Annotated in this window: 12 protein-coding genes; 4 read left to right on the plus strand and 8 right to left on the minus strand. The window is 36.4% G+C overall.

Going from position 1 to position 16018, the window contains the following annotated elements:
- The first annotated feature begins 11 nt into the window (after window positions 1-11).
- Window positions 12-1820, plus strand: coding sequence for an ABC transporter permease (locus tag AC4BD1_RS01800; protein ID WP_490485742.1), 1809 nt, complete (start codon window positions 12-14; stop codon window positions 1818-1820).
- Between the two features lie 261 nt (window positions 1821-2081).
- Here the strand turns inward: AC4BD1_RS01800 and AC4BD1_RS01805 are convergent, their stop codons facing one another.
- Complete coding sequence (locus AC4BD1_RS01805) at window positions 2082-2987, minus strand: AraC family transcriptional regulator (protein ID WP_206910949.1); 906 nt, start codon at window positions 2985-2987, stop codon at window positions 2082-2084.
- A 152-nt stretch (window positions 2988-3139) separates the two neighbouring features.
- On the opposite strand from AC4BD1_RS01805, the gene AC4BD1_RS01810 reads away from it, so the two are divergent.
- Together AC4BD1_RS01810 and AC4BD1_RS01815 are read left to right on the plus strand one after the other, a co-directional pair.
- Window positions 3140-4174, plus strand: coding sequence for an aldose epimerase family protein (locus AC4BD1_RS01810; protein ID WP_206910985.1), 1035 nt, complete (start codon window positions 3140-3142; stop codon window positions 4172-4174).
- Window positions 4175-4191: 17 nt separating this feature from the next.
- Entirely contained in the window at window positions 4192-5358 is a 1167-nt protein-coding gene (locus AC4BD1_RS01815) for a galactokinase (RefSeq protein ID WP_490485743.1), read from the plus strand.
- A 59-nt stretch (window positions 5359-5417) separates the two neighbouring features.
- Here the strand turns inward: AC4BD1_RS01815 and AC4BD1_RS01820 are convergent, their stop codons facing one another.
- From AC4BD1_RS01820 to rbsR, 5 genes are all read right to left on the minus strand, one after another.
- Window positions 5418-7481: a C40 family peptidase gene (locus AC4BD1_RS01820; RefSeq protein WP_490485744.1), complete on the minus strand. Its 2064-nt coding sequence runs from the start codon at window positions 7479-7481 to the stop codon at window positions 5418-5420.
- A 333-nt stretch (window positions 7482-7814) separates the two neighbouring features.
- Window positions 7815-9188 (minus strand): PTS transporter subunit EIIC, encoded by a 1374-nt coding sequence (locus tag AC4BD1_RS01825; protein ID WP_490466816.1) that lies wholly within the window; start codon window positions 9186-9188, stop codon window positions 7815-7817.
- A complete protein-coding gene (rbsD, locus tag AC4BD1_RS01830; protein WP_490485745.1) occupies window positions 9188-9583 on the minus strand; it encodes a D-ribose pyranase in 396 nt (131 codons plus the stop codon). Before rbsD ends, AC4BD1_RS01825 begins: the two co-directional genes overlap by 1 nt.
- 38 nt (window positions 9584-9621) lie before the next feature.
- On the minus strand, window positions 9622-10533 hold the full coding sequence (gene rbsK, locus AC4BD1_RS01835; RefSeq protein ID WP_490466817.1) for a ribokinase: 912 nt from the start codon (window positions 10531-10533) through the stop codon (window positions 9622-9624).
- A gap of 109 nt (window positions 10534-10642) precedes the next feature.
- A complete protein-coding gene (gene rbsR, locus AC4BD1_RS01840) occupies window positions 10643-11656 on the minus strand; it encodes a ribose utilization transcriptional repressor RbsR (protein ID WP_206910941.1) in 1014 nt (337 codons plus the stop codon).
- A gap of 250 nt (window positions 11657-11906) precedes the next feature.
- On the opposite strand from rbsR, the gene treC reads away from it, so the two are divergent.
- On the plus strand, window positions 11907-13538 hold the full coding sequence (gene treC / locus AC4BD1_RS01845) for an alpha,alpha-phosphotrehalase (RefSeq protein WP_206910940.1): 1632 nt from the start codon (window positions 11907-11909) through the stop codon (window positions 13536-13538).
- 58 nt (window positions 13539-13596) lie between these two features.
- On the opposite strand, the gene AC4BD1_RS01850 is transcribed toward treC, so the two are convergent.
- Complete coding sequence (locus tag AC4BD1_RS01850) at window positions 13597-14772, minus strand: AI-2E family transporter (protein ID WP_490485746.1); 1176 nt, start codon at window positions 14770-14772, stop codon at window positions 13597-13599.
- A 151-nt stretch (window positions 14773-14923) separates the two neighbouring features.
- Window positions 14924-15652: a LytR/AlgR family response regulator transcription factor gene (locus AC4BD1_RS01855; protein WP_490466818.1), complete on the minus strand. Its 729-nt coding sequence runs from the start codon at window positions 15650-15652 to the stop codon at window positions 14924-14926.
- Window positions 15653-16018: the final 366 nt, after the last annotated feature.

Here is a 16018-nt window from a genome sequence, read left to right on the forward strand (position 1 = left end):
GGGAGAAAAATATGCTTTGGAAACTATCACTTACTGGTATCAAAAGCCGCTTGCGTGACTATCTAGTCTTGTTTTCAGGATTAGTTATGGCGTCAGCAATTTTTTATATGTTTGAGTCAATGGCAAGTAATGAAGCTTTTCTGAAAAGCAATTCGACAATTGCTTCAACGGTAATCATTTTTCGCTTAGGATCTGTCTTATTAGGAATCATCACCTTTGTGTATATTCTTTATGCCAACTCATTTTTAATGACGATGCGTCAAAAAGATTATGCGATGTTTATGATGTTAGGTGCGAAAGGACGAAAAATCGCACAAATGATTTTTTCAGAAACATTTATCGTGGGGATTTTAGCAACGTTAGTTGGCTCCGTTGTCGGCATTGGTTTAACGAGTGTGGTCAATCACTTATTAGTCCAACAATTGAATGTTAAAATTTCAAATTTTTCACCATTTAGTGTACATGGATTATTGATTACAATTGCGTTTTTCTCTATTTTATTTTTATTAGCAGCTATTGTTAATGCTTTTTCAATTGTAAAAAAACCAATTTTAACTTTGATTCGTGCAGATCAAACACCAACACAAATGAAACAACATAAATTTCTCTTCTTTCTTGAAGTGGTATTGGGGATTGCCTGCTTAACATGTGGTTATTACATGATGCAAAACTTAGCGAAATTTCAGTTGTTTGGAATTGGAGTAGCTTTAGTTACTATTGTTTTAGGAACATATTTCATCTTCCATTCCGTTATTATCTTCTGCTTATCTTTATTGAAAAAAGCAGATAGTATTGCATTAAGAAAACTAAACAACTTTACTTTTTCACAACTAAGTTTCCGTATTCGTGAGTATACACAAATGCTTTCAATGGTAGCAATGCTATTTGCTCTAGCACTAGGGGCTTTGACTGTTGGCTTAGGATTTAGAAATGAAATTTCAAAAGTAACAAATAGCTTTACTGTTTATGATCTTGTGCTAAACAATGCACAAAAAGTTGACCAACAAGAAGTAACGAAATTAGCCCCCAAATTAAATGTTTCTTACACGCAAAAAGAAGACGAGCAAACGATATATTATGTGACAGAAGAGTTTGAACAAACACCATTTTTGATTAAAGAAACAAGTACAGATCGAGCAGTTGAACCGAAAGACAAAGAAATCACTGCCGATCAATTAGCAAACGAACTGAAATTTCAAGATAGCTTAAGAGATTACGAGTTGCCTGAACAACAACCAAAAGAAATCAAATTAATTTCGCAAGCAGAATTTGCTCAATTGAATTTACCAGAAACGTCACTACAATTAGTTCAAGTAACTGATTTTGAAAAACAATTAAGTAACATTGAAAGACTGGTAGCAACAAATAAAACAAACAACCCAGCACTTCAAGACGTGAACTATAGCTTTACTCAAAAAGCAGATGTGTACAACACATTCAATGGTGCATTTTCTGGATTTGAATTTATGGGATTCTTCTTAGGTTTAGCCTTCTTGACGATGTTAGCAAGTTGCTTGATGTTCAAGATCCTTTCAGGAAGTAAGAGTGACCAAGTACGTTATGAAATGTTGCAGAAGATTGGAACACGACAAGGTTTATTAAAACAATCGATTCGTAGAGAAATTGGTGTCTTGTTCTTAGCACCTGGTATTTTAGGTGTTGTTCACGTCTTGTTCGGCTTACAAATGTTCAAGTTATTGATGAGTGATCCTTATGATAACTTATGGATTCCATTTACAATTTTCTTTGTCCTATACTTTATCTATTATGTGATAACGACATGGTTGTACACAGGAATCGTTTTAAAGAAACAAGCATAAATAAATGAGTTAGAAGTGTTTGAAACAGAAGTAGTTTAACGTCAAAACAGACTAAAGTTCTGAATTTCCGTCTGAACCTTGGAAGGTTTTCAAATTGACAAGTTTTGTTTTATCGTTTATTTAATCGAAGTTCAAAAAGAAAGAGGTTGGGAAAGTTTATGATCCCAGCCTCTTTCTTTAGGTGTTGTGCAAGTAAAAATGAAAATATACTAGTCATTTTATTTTTGATGATTCGTTCTAGTCTGATTTTTAATGCGAAACTCAAGTAGCTCGGCCTACGATTGCTTGATGTTCTAATAACTCCATAACAGATTCTAATGAAAGATTGTTATGTTTTTTCTGACTAGCTCGTTTGCGATAAGCCGTTGGTGTTTCGCCAGTCTTCTTTTTAAAAGTCCGACTAAAGACAACTAAGCTATGAAAGCCTGACTGAAAAGCAATATTTTCAACTGAATCGTCTGACATCAGCAATAAAAAAGCAGCTCGATTGATTCTGATACCCAGCAACCATTCTTTGACACTTACTCCGATATTTTCATGGAAGGTGCGAGAGAGGTGACTGCGGTTGACGGATAATGCGTCAGCAATTTCTTGAATAGTGAGTTCCTCTGTTGCATGCGCTTGGATATATTCGATTGCTTCAATCGTCAAACGCGAGATATTTTGAGGTGTACTTAAGTGATTTTTTCCACCATCTACTAGCAATTTTTCAAAAAAACGATACAATAACTCGTTCAATTTGATTTCGTTCAGTAGTGTATCTGGTGCATAATCAAAACAAGTTAAAATCAACTGACTATAGTCAACTAACTGATTTGAACGAAAAGTATACTCATCTTCTTTAAAAGGTGAGTGTTTAATTAGTTCCTCAGCTTCTTTTCCACCAAAGGAAAGCCATGCGTAGACCCAAGGATTGGTCACATCGGAACGATAAAAAGTTTGATCACCAGGGCGAATGAGAAATAAATCTCCTTTTTTTAGATGATACTGTTGCTGATTGACCGAATACACACCTTCCCCATCCAAGATGATATGTAGGACAAAATGCTGCCGGATAGCTGGACCAAAAGAGTGGAAAGGCATCGTTTTAGAAAATCCACAAAAGTTAAAGTAAAGTTCACTTGATAAAAAATGATGTTCTTTTCGTAAAAATACAGTTTGTTCCATCTGCTCAGCTCCTTTTCTTCAAGGTACGCTTTCTCGAAAAAAAATGCAACAAAAAGTTAAATTTGTATCACATGATAGCAATAAAAAGAAAGCGATTACTTGTTATAATAAACATGAAGTAATCAACTATGGAATGGAAAGAGGGCGGCAGTATGCAAGTCAAAGAACAAGAATTTGGAAATAATTCTCATTTGATCACATTGATCAATGATCAAAAAACAGAATTAGCCGTTACGGATTTTGGCGCACGAATTGTACATTTACAGACGTTAATTGATGGAACAAAACGGGAATTGATCCTAGGATTTGATCAAGCAGAAGAATATCTTGCAAAAGACGCATATATCGGTGCAACAATCGGTCGAACAGCTGGTCGAATCGCTAAAGGAAAATTTGTTTTAGACAATCAAGAGTATCAGGCGAAAATCAGTGAAGAAACAGGTCATTGTTTACACGGCGGAGATCCTAGCTTTGAAACGAAAAATTGGCCGTATACGATTATCAAGGGTGAAAATGAAATTTCTGTTATTTTTTATTTAACAAGTCCTGATCAAGATAATGGTTTTCCTGGTAATTTAGATGTAGAAGCGCGCTATACTTTAACAAATGATGATGTTTGGCGGATGAGCATTCGTGGAATTAGTGATCAATTGACTTTATTCAACCCAACCAATCATGTGTACTTTAATCTAACCGGTGATGTAACTGAACCAATTGATCAGCACGAATTGTGGTTAGCAAGTCGCTTTTTTGCTCCTTTACAAAAAGATTTGATTCCAAAAGGAGAAGTAGCACCAGTTAAAGGGACAGCATTCGATTTTACAACACCAAAAGAACTTTCAGATGTTTTTACTAGTGACTTTCCTCAAGCTAAAATGGTTGGTGGAATGGATCATCCATTTTTTTTACAGAAGACGAGAGAAATGAATCCAGTAGCGAAATTAACTAGTCCTGATAAAAAGGTTGCAATCCAAATAGCGACCAATGCAGGAAGCATCGTTTTGTTTACTGCTAATTTTGGTGATGAGGCACCAGTTATGCACGGAGACAAATTAGTGAACCATGGCGGAATCACTTTTGAAACGCAAGAAGCTCCTGGGTCAGAACGATTTGAAAGTTTTGGCGATATTACGCTTTTACCTAATCAAGCACGTGTATTTGTGACGGAATATCAAATAAAAAAATAGATGAATGAGGGATACAGATGGAAAAAATAGCTGAAGTAACAGCAGCATTTCATAAATTATTTGGAGAAAAAGCAACTAGTTCTTTCTTTGCTCCAGGTCGGATCAATTTGATTGGGGAACATACAGACTATAATGGTGGACATGTGTTTCCAGCATCCATTACGTATGGGACTTATGGTGTAGCTGCACCACGAGATGACAATCAAGTAAAAGTTTATTCCCTAAATTTTGAAGAAGTTGGCGTAATTACTTTTTCTTTGGATAACTTAAACTATACAAAAGAAGATAATTGGGCAAACTATGTAAAAGGATTCATTTTAAAAGTCCAAGAAGCAGGCTATCCGATTACTCACGGCTTTGAACTTGTGATTGAAGGAACGATCCCAAATGGTGCTGGTTTATCAAGTAGTGCTTCGTTGGAACTACTAGTAGGCGTCATGTTAGAGGAACTGTATGATTTACCAATCAGTCGTTTGGAATTAGTTAAAATCGGTCAAAAAGTTGAAAATGAATTTATTGGAGTCAACTCAGGAATCATGGATCAATTTGCAATTGGTTTTGGCCAAAAAGAACAAGCTATTTTATTAGATACAAATACATTAGTCTATGAAATGGTACCGACTGAACTGGGAGACTATGCAATTGTCATCATGAATACGAATAAACGTCGCGAACTAGCAGACTCGAAATATAATGAACGTCGTGGTGAGTGCGAGGAAGCATTGAAACGTCTACAAAAAGTTGTCGATATCCAATCATTAGGAGAATTAGATGAAGAAACATTTCAACGTTACAGCGAAGTGATTAAAGATGCTATTTTAACAAAGCGTGCAAAGCACGCAGTGACAGAAAATCAACGAACGTTGAAAGCAAAAGATGCTTTAGTAGCGGGTGATTTAGTTTTATTTGGCCAACTATTGAACGCCTCCCATGATTCCTTGCAGCACGACTATGAAGTGACAGGTATTGAGCTGGACACTTTAGTTCAAGCAGCGCAAGCACAAACAGGGGTTTTGGGTGCTAGAATGACAGGAGCAGGCTTTGGTGGATGTGCGATTGCATTAGTGAAAGAAGCGGCGATTCCAATATTTGAAGATAACGTTAAAGAAATTTATCTAGAAAAAATTGGTTATGCGCCTGATTTCTATGTTGCTCATATTGGGGATGGCGCACAGAAAATCTAATAAGTGAAAGAAGACATAAAAAAGAGCTTCAGACAAGTCTTGTCTGAAGCTCTTTTACTTTATTTAAAAAGTGGAAAGTCTAACCAAAATGATTTGTTTAAACTTAAGAAACTAACCATTGGTAATTCATTTGATTGAGCTGTTAGTGTTCGTGTTTCTGGAATCTGATTCACAGTAAAGTGATACCATAATTCCCAAACATTTGCGACTTTCAATTCAGAAAGGAAAGCTGGTGAATTGATATTAGATTTGACGATAGGTAAATCTAATACGTCACTAAACGTTAAATGATTCTTTTTCCAAATAGTTGGTACAATCAGAAGTTGTTTAGTTGATTTTGTTTGTGTTTTAATCGGTTCTTCTTTAGCTTCATCATATTTTGTTAAATCGTACGCTTTGATGATTGCATTTAATTTTTTCGAATATTGTTTGTCTGTTGCATAGCGACCTTCAAGATATTTTGTAGCATCCTGGTAAGATTTAGCTTCAGATTTCCAAATTGGTTTATAGAAATCTTTATTTCCAGATAAACCATTTTTGATTAAATCAGCGTAATCTTCCAAGCTTTCTTTGTAAGAAGGGTATTTGCGGAACTGAGCTTTGATTTGATAGCTTTGGCCATTTTCGTCTTGTTCAAGTGTGTTAAAAGAAACACTTGAACCTTTAAAATCACCTTTGATTCCAAAAAGATTATAATTTGGCTCGCTAGCTAATAAGCTATTTCCTGAACCACTTTCCAGAATAGCCTGTGCCATCATTACTGAAGCGTAGATTCCTTCTTTTTGTCCAATCTCTTGAGCAAAATCAGCAATTTCCTTTAAAAAATCATCGGTTGATTGATTTTTAGAAAAAGAAAAATCACCTAGATTATCTAAAGCAGAGGAACCAATAGAATTAGCTAATGAACCAGATGCTACTGGCAAACCAGCTAAGTTCACCCGAACAGCAAAGTCAGGCGTGTAATCAGCAATAGAAGTGATACGAACGTGATCACCTGGTTGAGGGGCATGAATGTATTGTCCATTACCAATGTAGATAGCTACATGATGTGTCACACCAGAAGATGGTCCCCAGAATAACAAATCACCCGGTTGTGCTTGGCTAACTGGAATTTGAGTACCAGCGTATTGTTGTTCACCTGTCCAGCCACCAATATAATGACCAGTGGCTTGCATGTACACATAATAAGCTAGTCCAGAACAATCAAAAGTTGAAGCGCCTTTTGCTCCCCAAACATAAGGACTTCCAAGATATTTGTATGCTTCTTTGACGATTGCCTGTTGAACACTTGTAGTATTCGCTGGTAAAACGGCATCTGTTGGTGTTTTTGTAACAAAGTCAGAAGTTGAAGCAGAAGGACTTTCTGTCTTTGGTTGTGTTACGTTTGTTGAAGAGTTGTTTCCAGTGTTTGGTTTAGAACCCTTTTGTGAACTATTCGTTGATCCAGCAGGCTTTGATGGTTTATTATTGCTGGAATTCGATGTATTCCCTTTACCAGAAGAGTCTGTTGTACTACTGCTTTCTGTAGTACTTGAATCAGGAGTGGTACTTTCTTCTGTCGGAGCTGTTGAGCTGTCTGAAGTACTACCTGTGCCTTCACTTGGACCAGTCGAAGGTTCTGTTGGCTCTTCTGTTGAAGACTCAGGAATAGCTTCAAAGGTTGCATCGATTACTAAGTTGGCCCTACCAACAACAAATGTTTGATTTGTGTAATCAACTGTTTGAACACCATCGATTTGAACAGATGCAAGTTGTTCTCCAGCACTTGGTGTAATCTTGTAGTTCAGTTGTGTCCCTTCTGTTAACCCAGTTAAGACACCACTTTCATTAACTGATAAAGTTTGCCCATCCATTGTTGTAATAGTGATCTTACCAATCAATGCGGGATTAATTGTTGCTGTGTAAGTAGCTTCTGCTGGTGTTTCGCTCTCTGACTGAGAGGAAGAACCAGTAGAAGTTGTCGCGTTTGACGTGCTAGTCTCAGGTTGTTCCGAGGCTACGACTGAACTTTCGGTCGTTGCAACTGGCTGTTCTTCTGTTGCAAAAACGGATTGAGTAGATAAGACAGTCGGAGCAATGAGCCACGTAGCTGCTAATAGGCGAATTGCCTTGTTATTCTTCATAGTCATCTAATCCTTTTTGTTTTTTTTTTTGCTCATATCCAAGTAGTTCATAAAATACTCTCTAACTGGTAAAGTGACTCTCCATTTTCAATGAAAGAATCAACTTTTCTGACAGAGTAGCTGGCATAGTTACGAGTAAAAGTTGTCTGGCTTAAATTTTTGGGTACCGTTCTTACTTTGTTGGGGAAAAGGTGTGGTTCAAAATAAGATACGCATACTCTATCCAATTGTACCAGAAGATGAACATTTCGACAAAAAAATAGTGAAATAAAGGGACGTAAAAAATAAAAAAAACTCCAAACAGTGAGAAAACTCATTGTTTGGAGGAGAAAGTTATTCTTGAGGCATCAAAGTTTCATCAAACCCGCTAACTAAAGTGGTGATCATTGCAACTACTAAGCTGACCGCAAGACCGATGACGTACCACCAAAAAGTACTTGAAATAAATGCAGGAAGAGTGGTCAAGCTGCCAAAAACAAAGGCAATTGCTTTTACTTTTGCAAATCCCATGACCGCGCCACCAGCCGCAGCACCGACACAAGCAGCTATAAAAGGTTTTTTCAAAGGAATGGCAATGCCATAAACAGTTGGTTCAGTGACGCCAGCTAATAAAATGGAAGCAAATGCCGAGCCAGATATCGAGCGTGTTCTTGACTGTTTACTTTTTAGAAACACACCTAAAGCTGCTCCAGCCATCCCAAAGTTTGCTGCCCCAGTTAATGGAACGATGCGGTCAAAGCCAAAACTTGAAATGTTGCTAATCATGACTGGATTGACAGCCCACTGAATACCGAAAATCACTAAGATATTCCATCCACCAGCAATGATTGCACCACTAATTGGTCCATTGATATCCATCATCCAAGTGATAACAGCGGCTAATCCTTCACCCAAGTACACACCTGCAGGGCCAAATACCATCAACGTCAATGGCACTGTAATCACTAATGAAAGCAAGGGAACAAAAACTAATTGCATACTTTCGCGAATATATTTTTTTAGAAATTTTTCAACAAAAGAGTAAAAGAAAATTCCTAAAATAGCTGGCATCACCGTGGAAGTATATTGCATTAGTACCACGGGGATACCTAGAAAATCAGTCGAAGCTTTCCCACCGTTGGTCAAAAGACTGGTTAAATTTGGCTCGATTAAAGCAGCTGCAATGACACCAGCAATATAGCCATTGACTTTAAAAGTCTTGGCTGCAGAAAAGGCTAGAAAAATAGGTAAGAAATAAAAGACAGCGTTGGAAGCAGCAGCTAAGATATGGTAAGTTCCGCTAGTTTCATTTAACCAACCAAGCGTCGTTGCTAATACAACTAATCCTTTTAAAATCCCTGAACCGGCAAAAAGTGGGATGATTGGTGTAAAGATCTCAGAAATCAAGCCAAATAATTTTTCGATGGGGTTCAGTTTTTCTTTGGTTGCAGTTTGATCCAGTTGTTGACTTAAAGCTTCATATGTTTCATTTAATCCTTGTTCCATAATGAGTTCTGCATATTTCTCTAAAAGAATGAAATATTTTACATTGGGAATTTGTTGAATAATTTCTTTTGATTCCGTTGCTGGTTGTTTTTTTAGTTGAATGCGTAATCGAGTGGCACAAGGTGTGATAGATTCAATATTATTTTTCCCGCCTAACTGAATAAGCAAAAGTTGAACTTGTTCCGACAATAAAAGTTGTTCTGGCTGAATGATTTTTTCCATTAGAAAACCACTCCGCTCACCAAAATAATATTTGCATAAGGTGTCATTTCACCAGTACGGATAAAAGCATGGCAATGAGTTAGGTCTTGTTTCATTTCCTCATGAGGTATAAACACGATAGGCATTTCAGGCATCAATTGTTTGATTTGCTCTAGTACATCAGGATTCAATGTCTTTATTTCTTCTGCTAGTTCAATTGATTGAACTTCTAGTTCTTCTAGGACGTTTTCTAAGACAGTCATAAAGCTGGGTACGCCGTTTGTGACAGCAAGATCGATTTTTTCAGTTCCAAATGGTACAGGCATGCCAGCATCACCAATACTTAATTTGTCAAAGTGTCCCATTTGTGAAATAACTCTAGAAATATCTGAATTAATAACTTTACTTTTTTTCATATCAAGATCCATCCTTTTCATTCATTGTTTGTGGTCTGTTATTCAAATGTTAAGTCTGTACGATAAGGGATTGATGGTTGAGCACCATAACTTTGGACAGCAACAGAAGAAGCAAGGTTACCATACCGAACGGCTTCTGGTAAATTGTTGAAATCTGGATTCAATTGGCTACTTAAAGCACCAATGAACGTATCTCCTGCAGCGGTAGTATCAACTGCTTTTACTTTGAAAGCAGGCACGATACCATGTTCAGTCGCAGTATGATAGAAGGCACCTTTACTTCCTAAAGTAATAATCACTGTCTCAATTCCAAGCTGATGAAAAGCAGTTGCAGCTTGCAATAAACTTGCTTCATCTGTCACTTCAATCCCAGTAATAATTTCTGTTTCAGTTTCATTTGGAATAATGACATCGGTTTGTGCCAGTAGTTCCGCTGGAATTGTTTCAAGAGCGGGTGCAGGATTTAAGATTGTTTTTTTTTCAGCTTTTTTAGCAAATTTAAATGCAGCCAATGTCGCATCTAAACTACTTTCAAATTGTGCAATCAGGAAGTCACTGTTTTCAATCAACGCTTTTTGTTGCTGAACTTCTGCTTCATGAAAGGCATTATTTGCACCAGCATGGATCAAAATACTATTTTCGCCCGCATCATCAACCATGATCATTGCTTGACCAGTTGCGGTGTCAGGGATTGTGGAAATACCTGAGATGTCGATCTGTTCCTTTGCCAATAACTCAAGTAAAGTAGTGCCTTCGCTATCAGCGCCAACTGCGCCGATAAAAGCCGTGTTTGCACCAGAACGTTTTGCAGCAACAGCCTGATTGGCACCTTTTCCTCCGCCTGAATGGAAGATGTCGCTTGTGTGCATAGTTTCGCCCGGTTTAGGCATTTTTTTTAAACGTAAAGTTGTATCCATATTGATACTACCAATAACTGTAACCGTGTTCATTTTTCAAACCTCCAAAAAGTTGATGACATTTTTCCTTGCAAGAAAATAGATTAAAACGTTTTATTAAAACGTTTTAATAACTTGGCTAAAATATAGCACACCTTGAAAGCTATTTCAAGGGTGCTGTTGAAAATCTTTTTTCTAAATGAACTGGAAGCAGTTTTTCTTCCGGTTTTTTTTCAGGATGCTGGATACGTTCTAGTAAAAGTTTCGCTGCTTCTTGACCCAGTTCGAAGATTGGTTGTGCAATCGTTGTAAGTTTAGGCTTTACATACTCAGACATATCTACATTATCGTAACCAATAATACTATAGTCCTCAGGTATTTTTTTACCTAATTCCTCTAGTCCACGGTACAAGCCAAATGCTAATTCATCGTTCAATGCAAAAATAGCAGTTGTTTTAGAACCAACGATTTGGTGAGTTGCTTGGTAGCCACCTTGTTTTGAAAAAGCTGTTGGAATGAGAAGCAGTTGACCATAGTCAATTTGATAAGCATCAGCTGCTGATTTAAACCCTTCGATACGTTCTTGGATATTTGCTGGCGGATTTTCTGGGTAAACGAGGGCAACTTGTCGATGCCCTAAAGAGAACAGGTGCGTGCCAGCTAAGTAGCCTCCACGAAAATCATCCGTACGCACGGAGTCACTAAACTCTTCTGCTTTTTTTTGATCTAAGACGATAAATGGGCGACCCTGTTGTTGTAAGTCCTGCTTGATTGCCTGAGTAGAAATGACAGAAGAAGCAATGATAAAACCATCTACACCACGACGAGTTAGTTCTGAAAGGTACTGGACTTCTTTTTGCTGATTAGAGTCAGCATTGCAAAGAATGGTCACGAAATGCTGTTGATATAAAATTTCTTCGATCCCTCGCATGAGCAGATTGAAAAAAGGATTCGTAATATCAGGAACAAGTACACCAATCGTTTTTGTCTCTTTCGTAATCATCTGACGCGCAAAATAATCGGCTTGATAACCAAGTTCATTTTTGGCAGCTAGGACTTTTTCGACTGTCTTTGAACTAAATTTATCTTGGTTACCATTTAGAATTTGCGAAACAGTGGCAATCGAGACACCGGATCGCTGTGCGACATCTTTAATCGTTACTTTTTTTTTCACCATAACTTTTTATACTCCTAACTAAATCTTGTGGTTATTTTCCCATGAAACGTTAAAGAAGTAAACGAAATCATTTGATAAAGAGAAACTAAGAATGATTTTCAAAAAAGAAAATTAGGGTACCTAAAAAGAATAGGTTATCTGATTGAGAGTAGTCGAGTAAGTTTTACAAACGCTTCCTTTTCAGTTATAATAATTTTGAATAACTTGTATATATAAGTTCGAAGGCGACTAATTTAATGGAGGCGAGTATATGTCATTTAAAGAAAAAGTCATTTATCAAATTTATCCAAAATCATTTAACGATACGAATCATGATGGAATTGGCGACTTGAATGGTATTCGAGAGAAACTACCTTATTTACATGAGTTAGGTATTGATATGGTTTGGTTAAATCCAGTTTATCCCAGTCCACAAAAAGATAATGGGTATGACATTTCAGATTATTTAGCGATTGATCCATTGTTTGGGACGATGGATGAATTTGAAGCATTAATCAAAGAAGGGAAAGAGTATCAAATCGAGTTTATGCTTGATATGGTTTTGAATCATGTTTCGATTGAGCATGAATGGTTTCAAAAAGCACTAGCGGGTGATAAATACTATCAAGATTTTTTCTATATTCGTGATGAACCAACTGATTGGGTTTCAAAATTTGGTGGAAACGCATGGGCACCCTTTGGAGAAACAGGAAAATATTATTTACATCTATATGATATTACTCAAGCAGATTTGAATTGGCGTAATCCGGTAGTTCGCGAAGAGTTGTTTAAAGTCGTTCGTTTCTGGATGGAAAAGGGCGTGAAAGGATTTCGGTTTGATGTCATCAATGTTATTGGAAAAGATGAAGTGTTGAAAGACAATCCAGTGAATGATGGGAAACCTGAGTATACGGATAAGCCAATCACTCATGATTATTTAAAATGGTTGAATCAAGAAACTTTTGGACGAGATCCAGAGATTATCACAGTTGGCGAAATGAGTGCAACTACCGTTGAAAATTGTATTTTATACACTGAACCTAACCGTCATGAGTTGACAATGACTTTTAACTTTCATCATTTGAAAGTTGATTATGAAAATGGAGATAAGTGGACAACTCCAGCTTTTGATTTTGAAGAATTAAAACGTTTGTTCCATACGTGGGGAGAAGAAATGAGTAAGGGGAATGGTTGGAATGCTTGGTTTTTAAATAACCACGATCAACCACGAGCTTTGAACCGGTTTGTTTCAGTAGAAAATTATCGAAAACAAGGGGCAGAAATGTTAGCGACGTTGATCCATCTGAATCGGGGAACACCCTATATTTATATGGGGGAAGAAATCGGGATGATTGATCCGGCGTTTACATCTATGGATGATTATGTTGATATTGAAAGTAAAAATGCTTATCAAATGTTAGTAGAAAAAGGTCTATCAGAGCAAGAAGCCTTTCATAGAATCCAAGCTAAATCCCGTGATAATTCACGAACACCGATGCAGTGGACCAACGAAAAACATGCTGGTTTTACTGAAGGAACACCATGGCTGAAAGTGGGCGCCAGTTATCCTGAAATCAACGTCGAGGCAGCAAAAAATGAGCAAGAACAATCAATTTTTGCCTATTATCAGCGCTTAATTCAGCTACGCAAAACACATCTGGTGATTTCTGAAGGTGATTATCAAGCCTATGCACCAGAACATCCACAAGTTTATGCTTTCTTACGATCTTATGGAGATGAAAAATTACTTGTTTTAACTAATTTTTATGAAAAGACAACTAAAATTGATCTTCCAGAAAAATTTGTTGAAGGCGAAAGACTGATTGATAACTATTCTGATACAGTGATAAGTAAAGAATTGACGCTAAAACCGTACCAAGCGATTGCATTGCTTGTGAAATAAAAAGAATTCCTACTCAGCGAATAATTGAGTAGGAATTCTTTTTATTGTCAGATAAACATCAATCAAAGTAATCGTCTTCTGAAAAATCTGCTTCTTCGTATTCTCCTTTATCACCGTAATACTTATTGTAACGTTGCTTGAATTTTCTAAAAGAAAAGACAACCAGTAATTTTAGTAAAGTATAGATTGGTATACCAAAGATAACGCCCATGATTCCAAGTAAGTCACCCATAACAAGCAACACAATCAAAATCGTTATAGGATGAACTTGTAGTCTGTTCCCAATCACACGCGGAATAACTAAATCACCATGGAGTAACTGGACAATGAACCACACAAGGACAAATTTGATGACCATAAATGTTGAATCTTGGAAGGCGATAAAAAGTCCGGGGAAGAAGGCAATGAACGGCCCGATATAAGGAATGATACATAATATACCAGCGGCAATAGCTAGGATACTAGCAAAATCAATACCAATGAGTAAAAATGTGACCCAGTAAATGGCTCCTAAAATAAACGAAGAAATAATTTGCCCTTTCAAAAATGCACCCAATTGTTGATTAGCAATTTTAGTCAATTCTTGGAAATCCTGACGAAATGCTGGTGGTACGATTTTTAAGACCGATCGGTAGAACCCATGTGGATTTTGAAGTAAGAAAAAGGCAACAATAGGACCAGTAAACAGAGTAATAAAAGTAGTTGTTACGGCAGAAAACAGATTACTGATACTTTGTGCCCCACTTTCCCAGTAATTACCGATGAAAGATGTTGCTTGATCTGTAAAATTATCAATGGAAGAAAAGAATTCATTGAACTTATTGGCGAAAGGTGTGTGTTCTAAAATATTTCTAACACCTTCTTGAAAATCATTGAATAAGTTCGGTAAGCTATTAAATAATTCAGTTGCTTGCTGTTGTAAGAAAGGAGCGAACCACACGCTTCCTAAACCAATTACAGCAAAAATCAAGACATATACCAAAATGACGGCAATGTTACGTGACATTCGTTTACTCAGGCGTCGAATGAGTGGATCTAGTAAATAATATAAAATAAGTGCAAATAGTACAGGTGGTAATGATGCTGCAAAAATAACTCCTAAGGGTTGAAAGATAAAGGCAACTTGCCAAAACACATAAATGACTAAGGCAAGCATAACTAATAAACCCAGTACGTAATAAGAGGTTTTTCCCCCTAAAAATTGAATCAGTCGAGAGTTCGATTTTTTGTTCAATTTTTTTCCTCCTTTTTTCTCTTTTGTTTTTATTATAGTCAGAAGTTAAACGAAAAAGAAAATGAAACAAACTAAATGCGAAAGAAATCTTATTTTTTGAAAAACTCCTCAACGAATCAGCAAAATGCTAACAAATTGAGGAGTAAGTTTGTTATGAGATGATTTTTTTTAAACCACGAATCGAGATAGGAACTGTTTCACCATTTGCTAAAGTGACTTCCCTTTTTTTCTTGTCAATAGCTCGAATGTTGAGTTTATTAATAACATATGACTTATGGCAACGAATAAAATAATTATTTCTTTTCTCAATGTCTTTGATTTTATCATAAAACTGTAGATGGGCATGTGTCATGTGTACTTCAAGCTTATGAGGTGTAATTGATGACGTAGAAAAATATTGAATTTCGTTTAGTGGGAGAAACTTGATTTCCCCGTTGAATTCTAGCTTAAAGATGTCCTTTTGAGGTTGAGAGTTATGAAAGTTAAGAAAGATTTTACTTAAGATATGTTCTAAACGATCTTTTAACTCAAAGACATCTTCTTTCGAAATATAATCGGTGGGTTCAATACGATTTTTTAGAATCTCTAAAGAAAAGTCAGGGTTAGCTGTCACATAAATGATTTTACCTAACGGGTCCATTCGACGAATATCTTTCCCAAGCGTAACACTAGTCAATTCATGATTTTTAATGTCTGTATCCAAAAAATAAATACCGAAATCAGTAGTTCGATGACGGGCAATTTCAAGAAATTCAATTGGATCAGTTGAAGAAACAGCAACGTAACTATCGAGATCTTCAAGCGTGATCTGATTTTTTATAACGGTTGTGATAATTTCTAATTGCCGTGGATTTTTCTCACAAATGTAAATCGGGATCATATCAATACTCCTTTACTTAAAATAAATTGGCTATGTATCAAACATGTTTCAGTAAATGAACTGTATTATTTGTTATGTTCATATTTTGGTTGGTTAAAAATCTGAGTGTTAACTTGCCGTTGGAATCTGATGTTTCGCGCGAGAAGACATATATATAAATTTTAGGGATCATCGCTAATCAAAGATTTTCCCCACATTATACAAAATAGCTAAAAACTCTTAGTTAAAAGTGTAATAAAAAAAAGAGAATAAAAACGGTTCACTCATAAAATGTGTGTTTCAACTCATAACTGTAGAATTTCACTTAATTGTTATGCAAAATGACCGATTCTTGTGAATTTTGTGAAAAAATTTCACAGTTTTGAT

It is taken from the genome of Enterococcus sp. DJ147D b, from assembly GCF_058216655.1.

Excerpts from the sequence above, each read along its gene's own strand:
- AC4BD1_RS01800 (WP_490485742.1), top strand. The coding sequence starts at position 12 with ATGCTTTGGAAACTATCACTTACTGGTATCAAAAGCCGCTTGCGTGAC.
- AC4BD1_RS01805 (WP_206910949.1), bottom strand. The coding sequence starts at position 2,987 with ATGGAACAAACTGTATTTTTACGAAAAGAACATCATTTTTTATCAAGT.
- AC4BD1_RS01810 (WP_206910985.1), top strand. The coding sequence starts at position 3,140 with ATGCAAGTCAAAGAACAAGAATTTGGAAATAATTCTCATTTGATCACA.
- AC4BD1_RS01815 (WP_490485743.1), top strand. The coding sequence starts at position 4,192 with ATGGAAAAAATAGCTGAAGTAACAGCAGCATTTCATAAATTATTTGGA.
- AC4BD1_RS01820 (WP_490485744.1), bottom strand. The coding sequence starts at position 7,481 with ATGAAGAATAACAAGGCAATTCGCCTATTAGCAGCTACGTGGCTCATT.
- AC4BD1_RS01825 (WP_490466816.1), bottom strand. The coding sequence starts at position 9,188 with ATGGAAAAAATCATTCAGCCAGAACAACTTTTATTGTCGGAACAAGTT.
- rbsD (WP_490485745.1), bottom strand. The coding sequence starts at position 9,583 with ATGAAAAAAAGTAAAGTTATTAATTCAGATATTTCTAGAGTTATTTCA.
- rbsK (WP_490466817.1), bottom strand. The coding sequence starts at position 10,533 with ATGAACACGGTTACAGTTATTGGTAGTATCAATATGGATACAACTTTA.
- rbsR (WP_206910941.1), bottom strand. The coding sequence starts at position 11,656 with ATGGTGAAAAAAAAAGTAACGATTAAAGATGTCGCACAGCGATCCGGT.
- treC (WP_206910940.1), top strand. The coding sequence starts at position 11,907 with ATGTCATTTAAAGAAAAAGTCATTTATCAAATTTATCCAAAATCATTT.
- AC4BD1_RS01855 (WP_490466818.1), bottom strand. The coding sequence starts at position 15,652 with ATGATCCCGATTTACATTTGTGAGAAAAATCCACGGCAATTAGAAATT.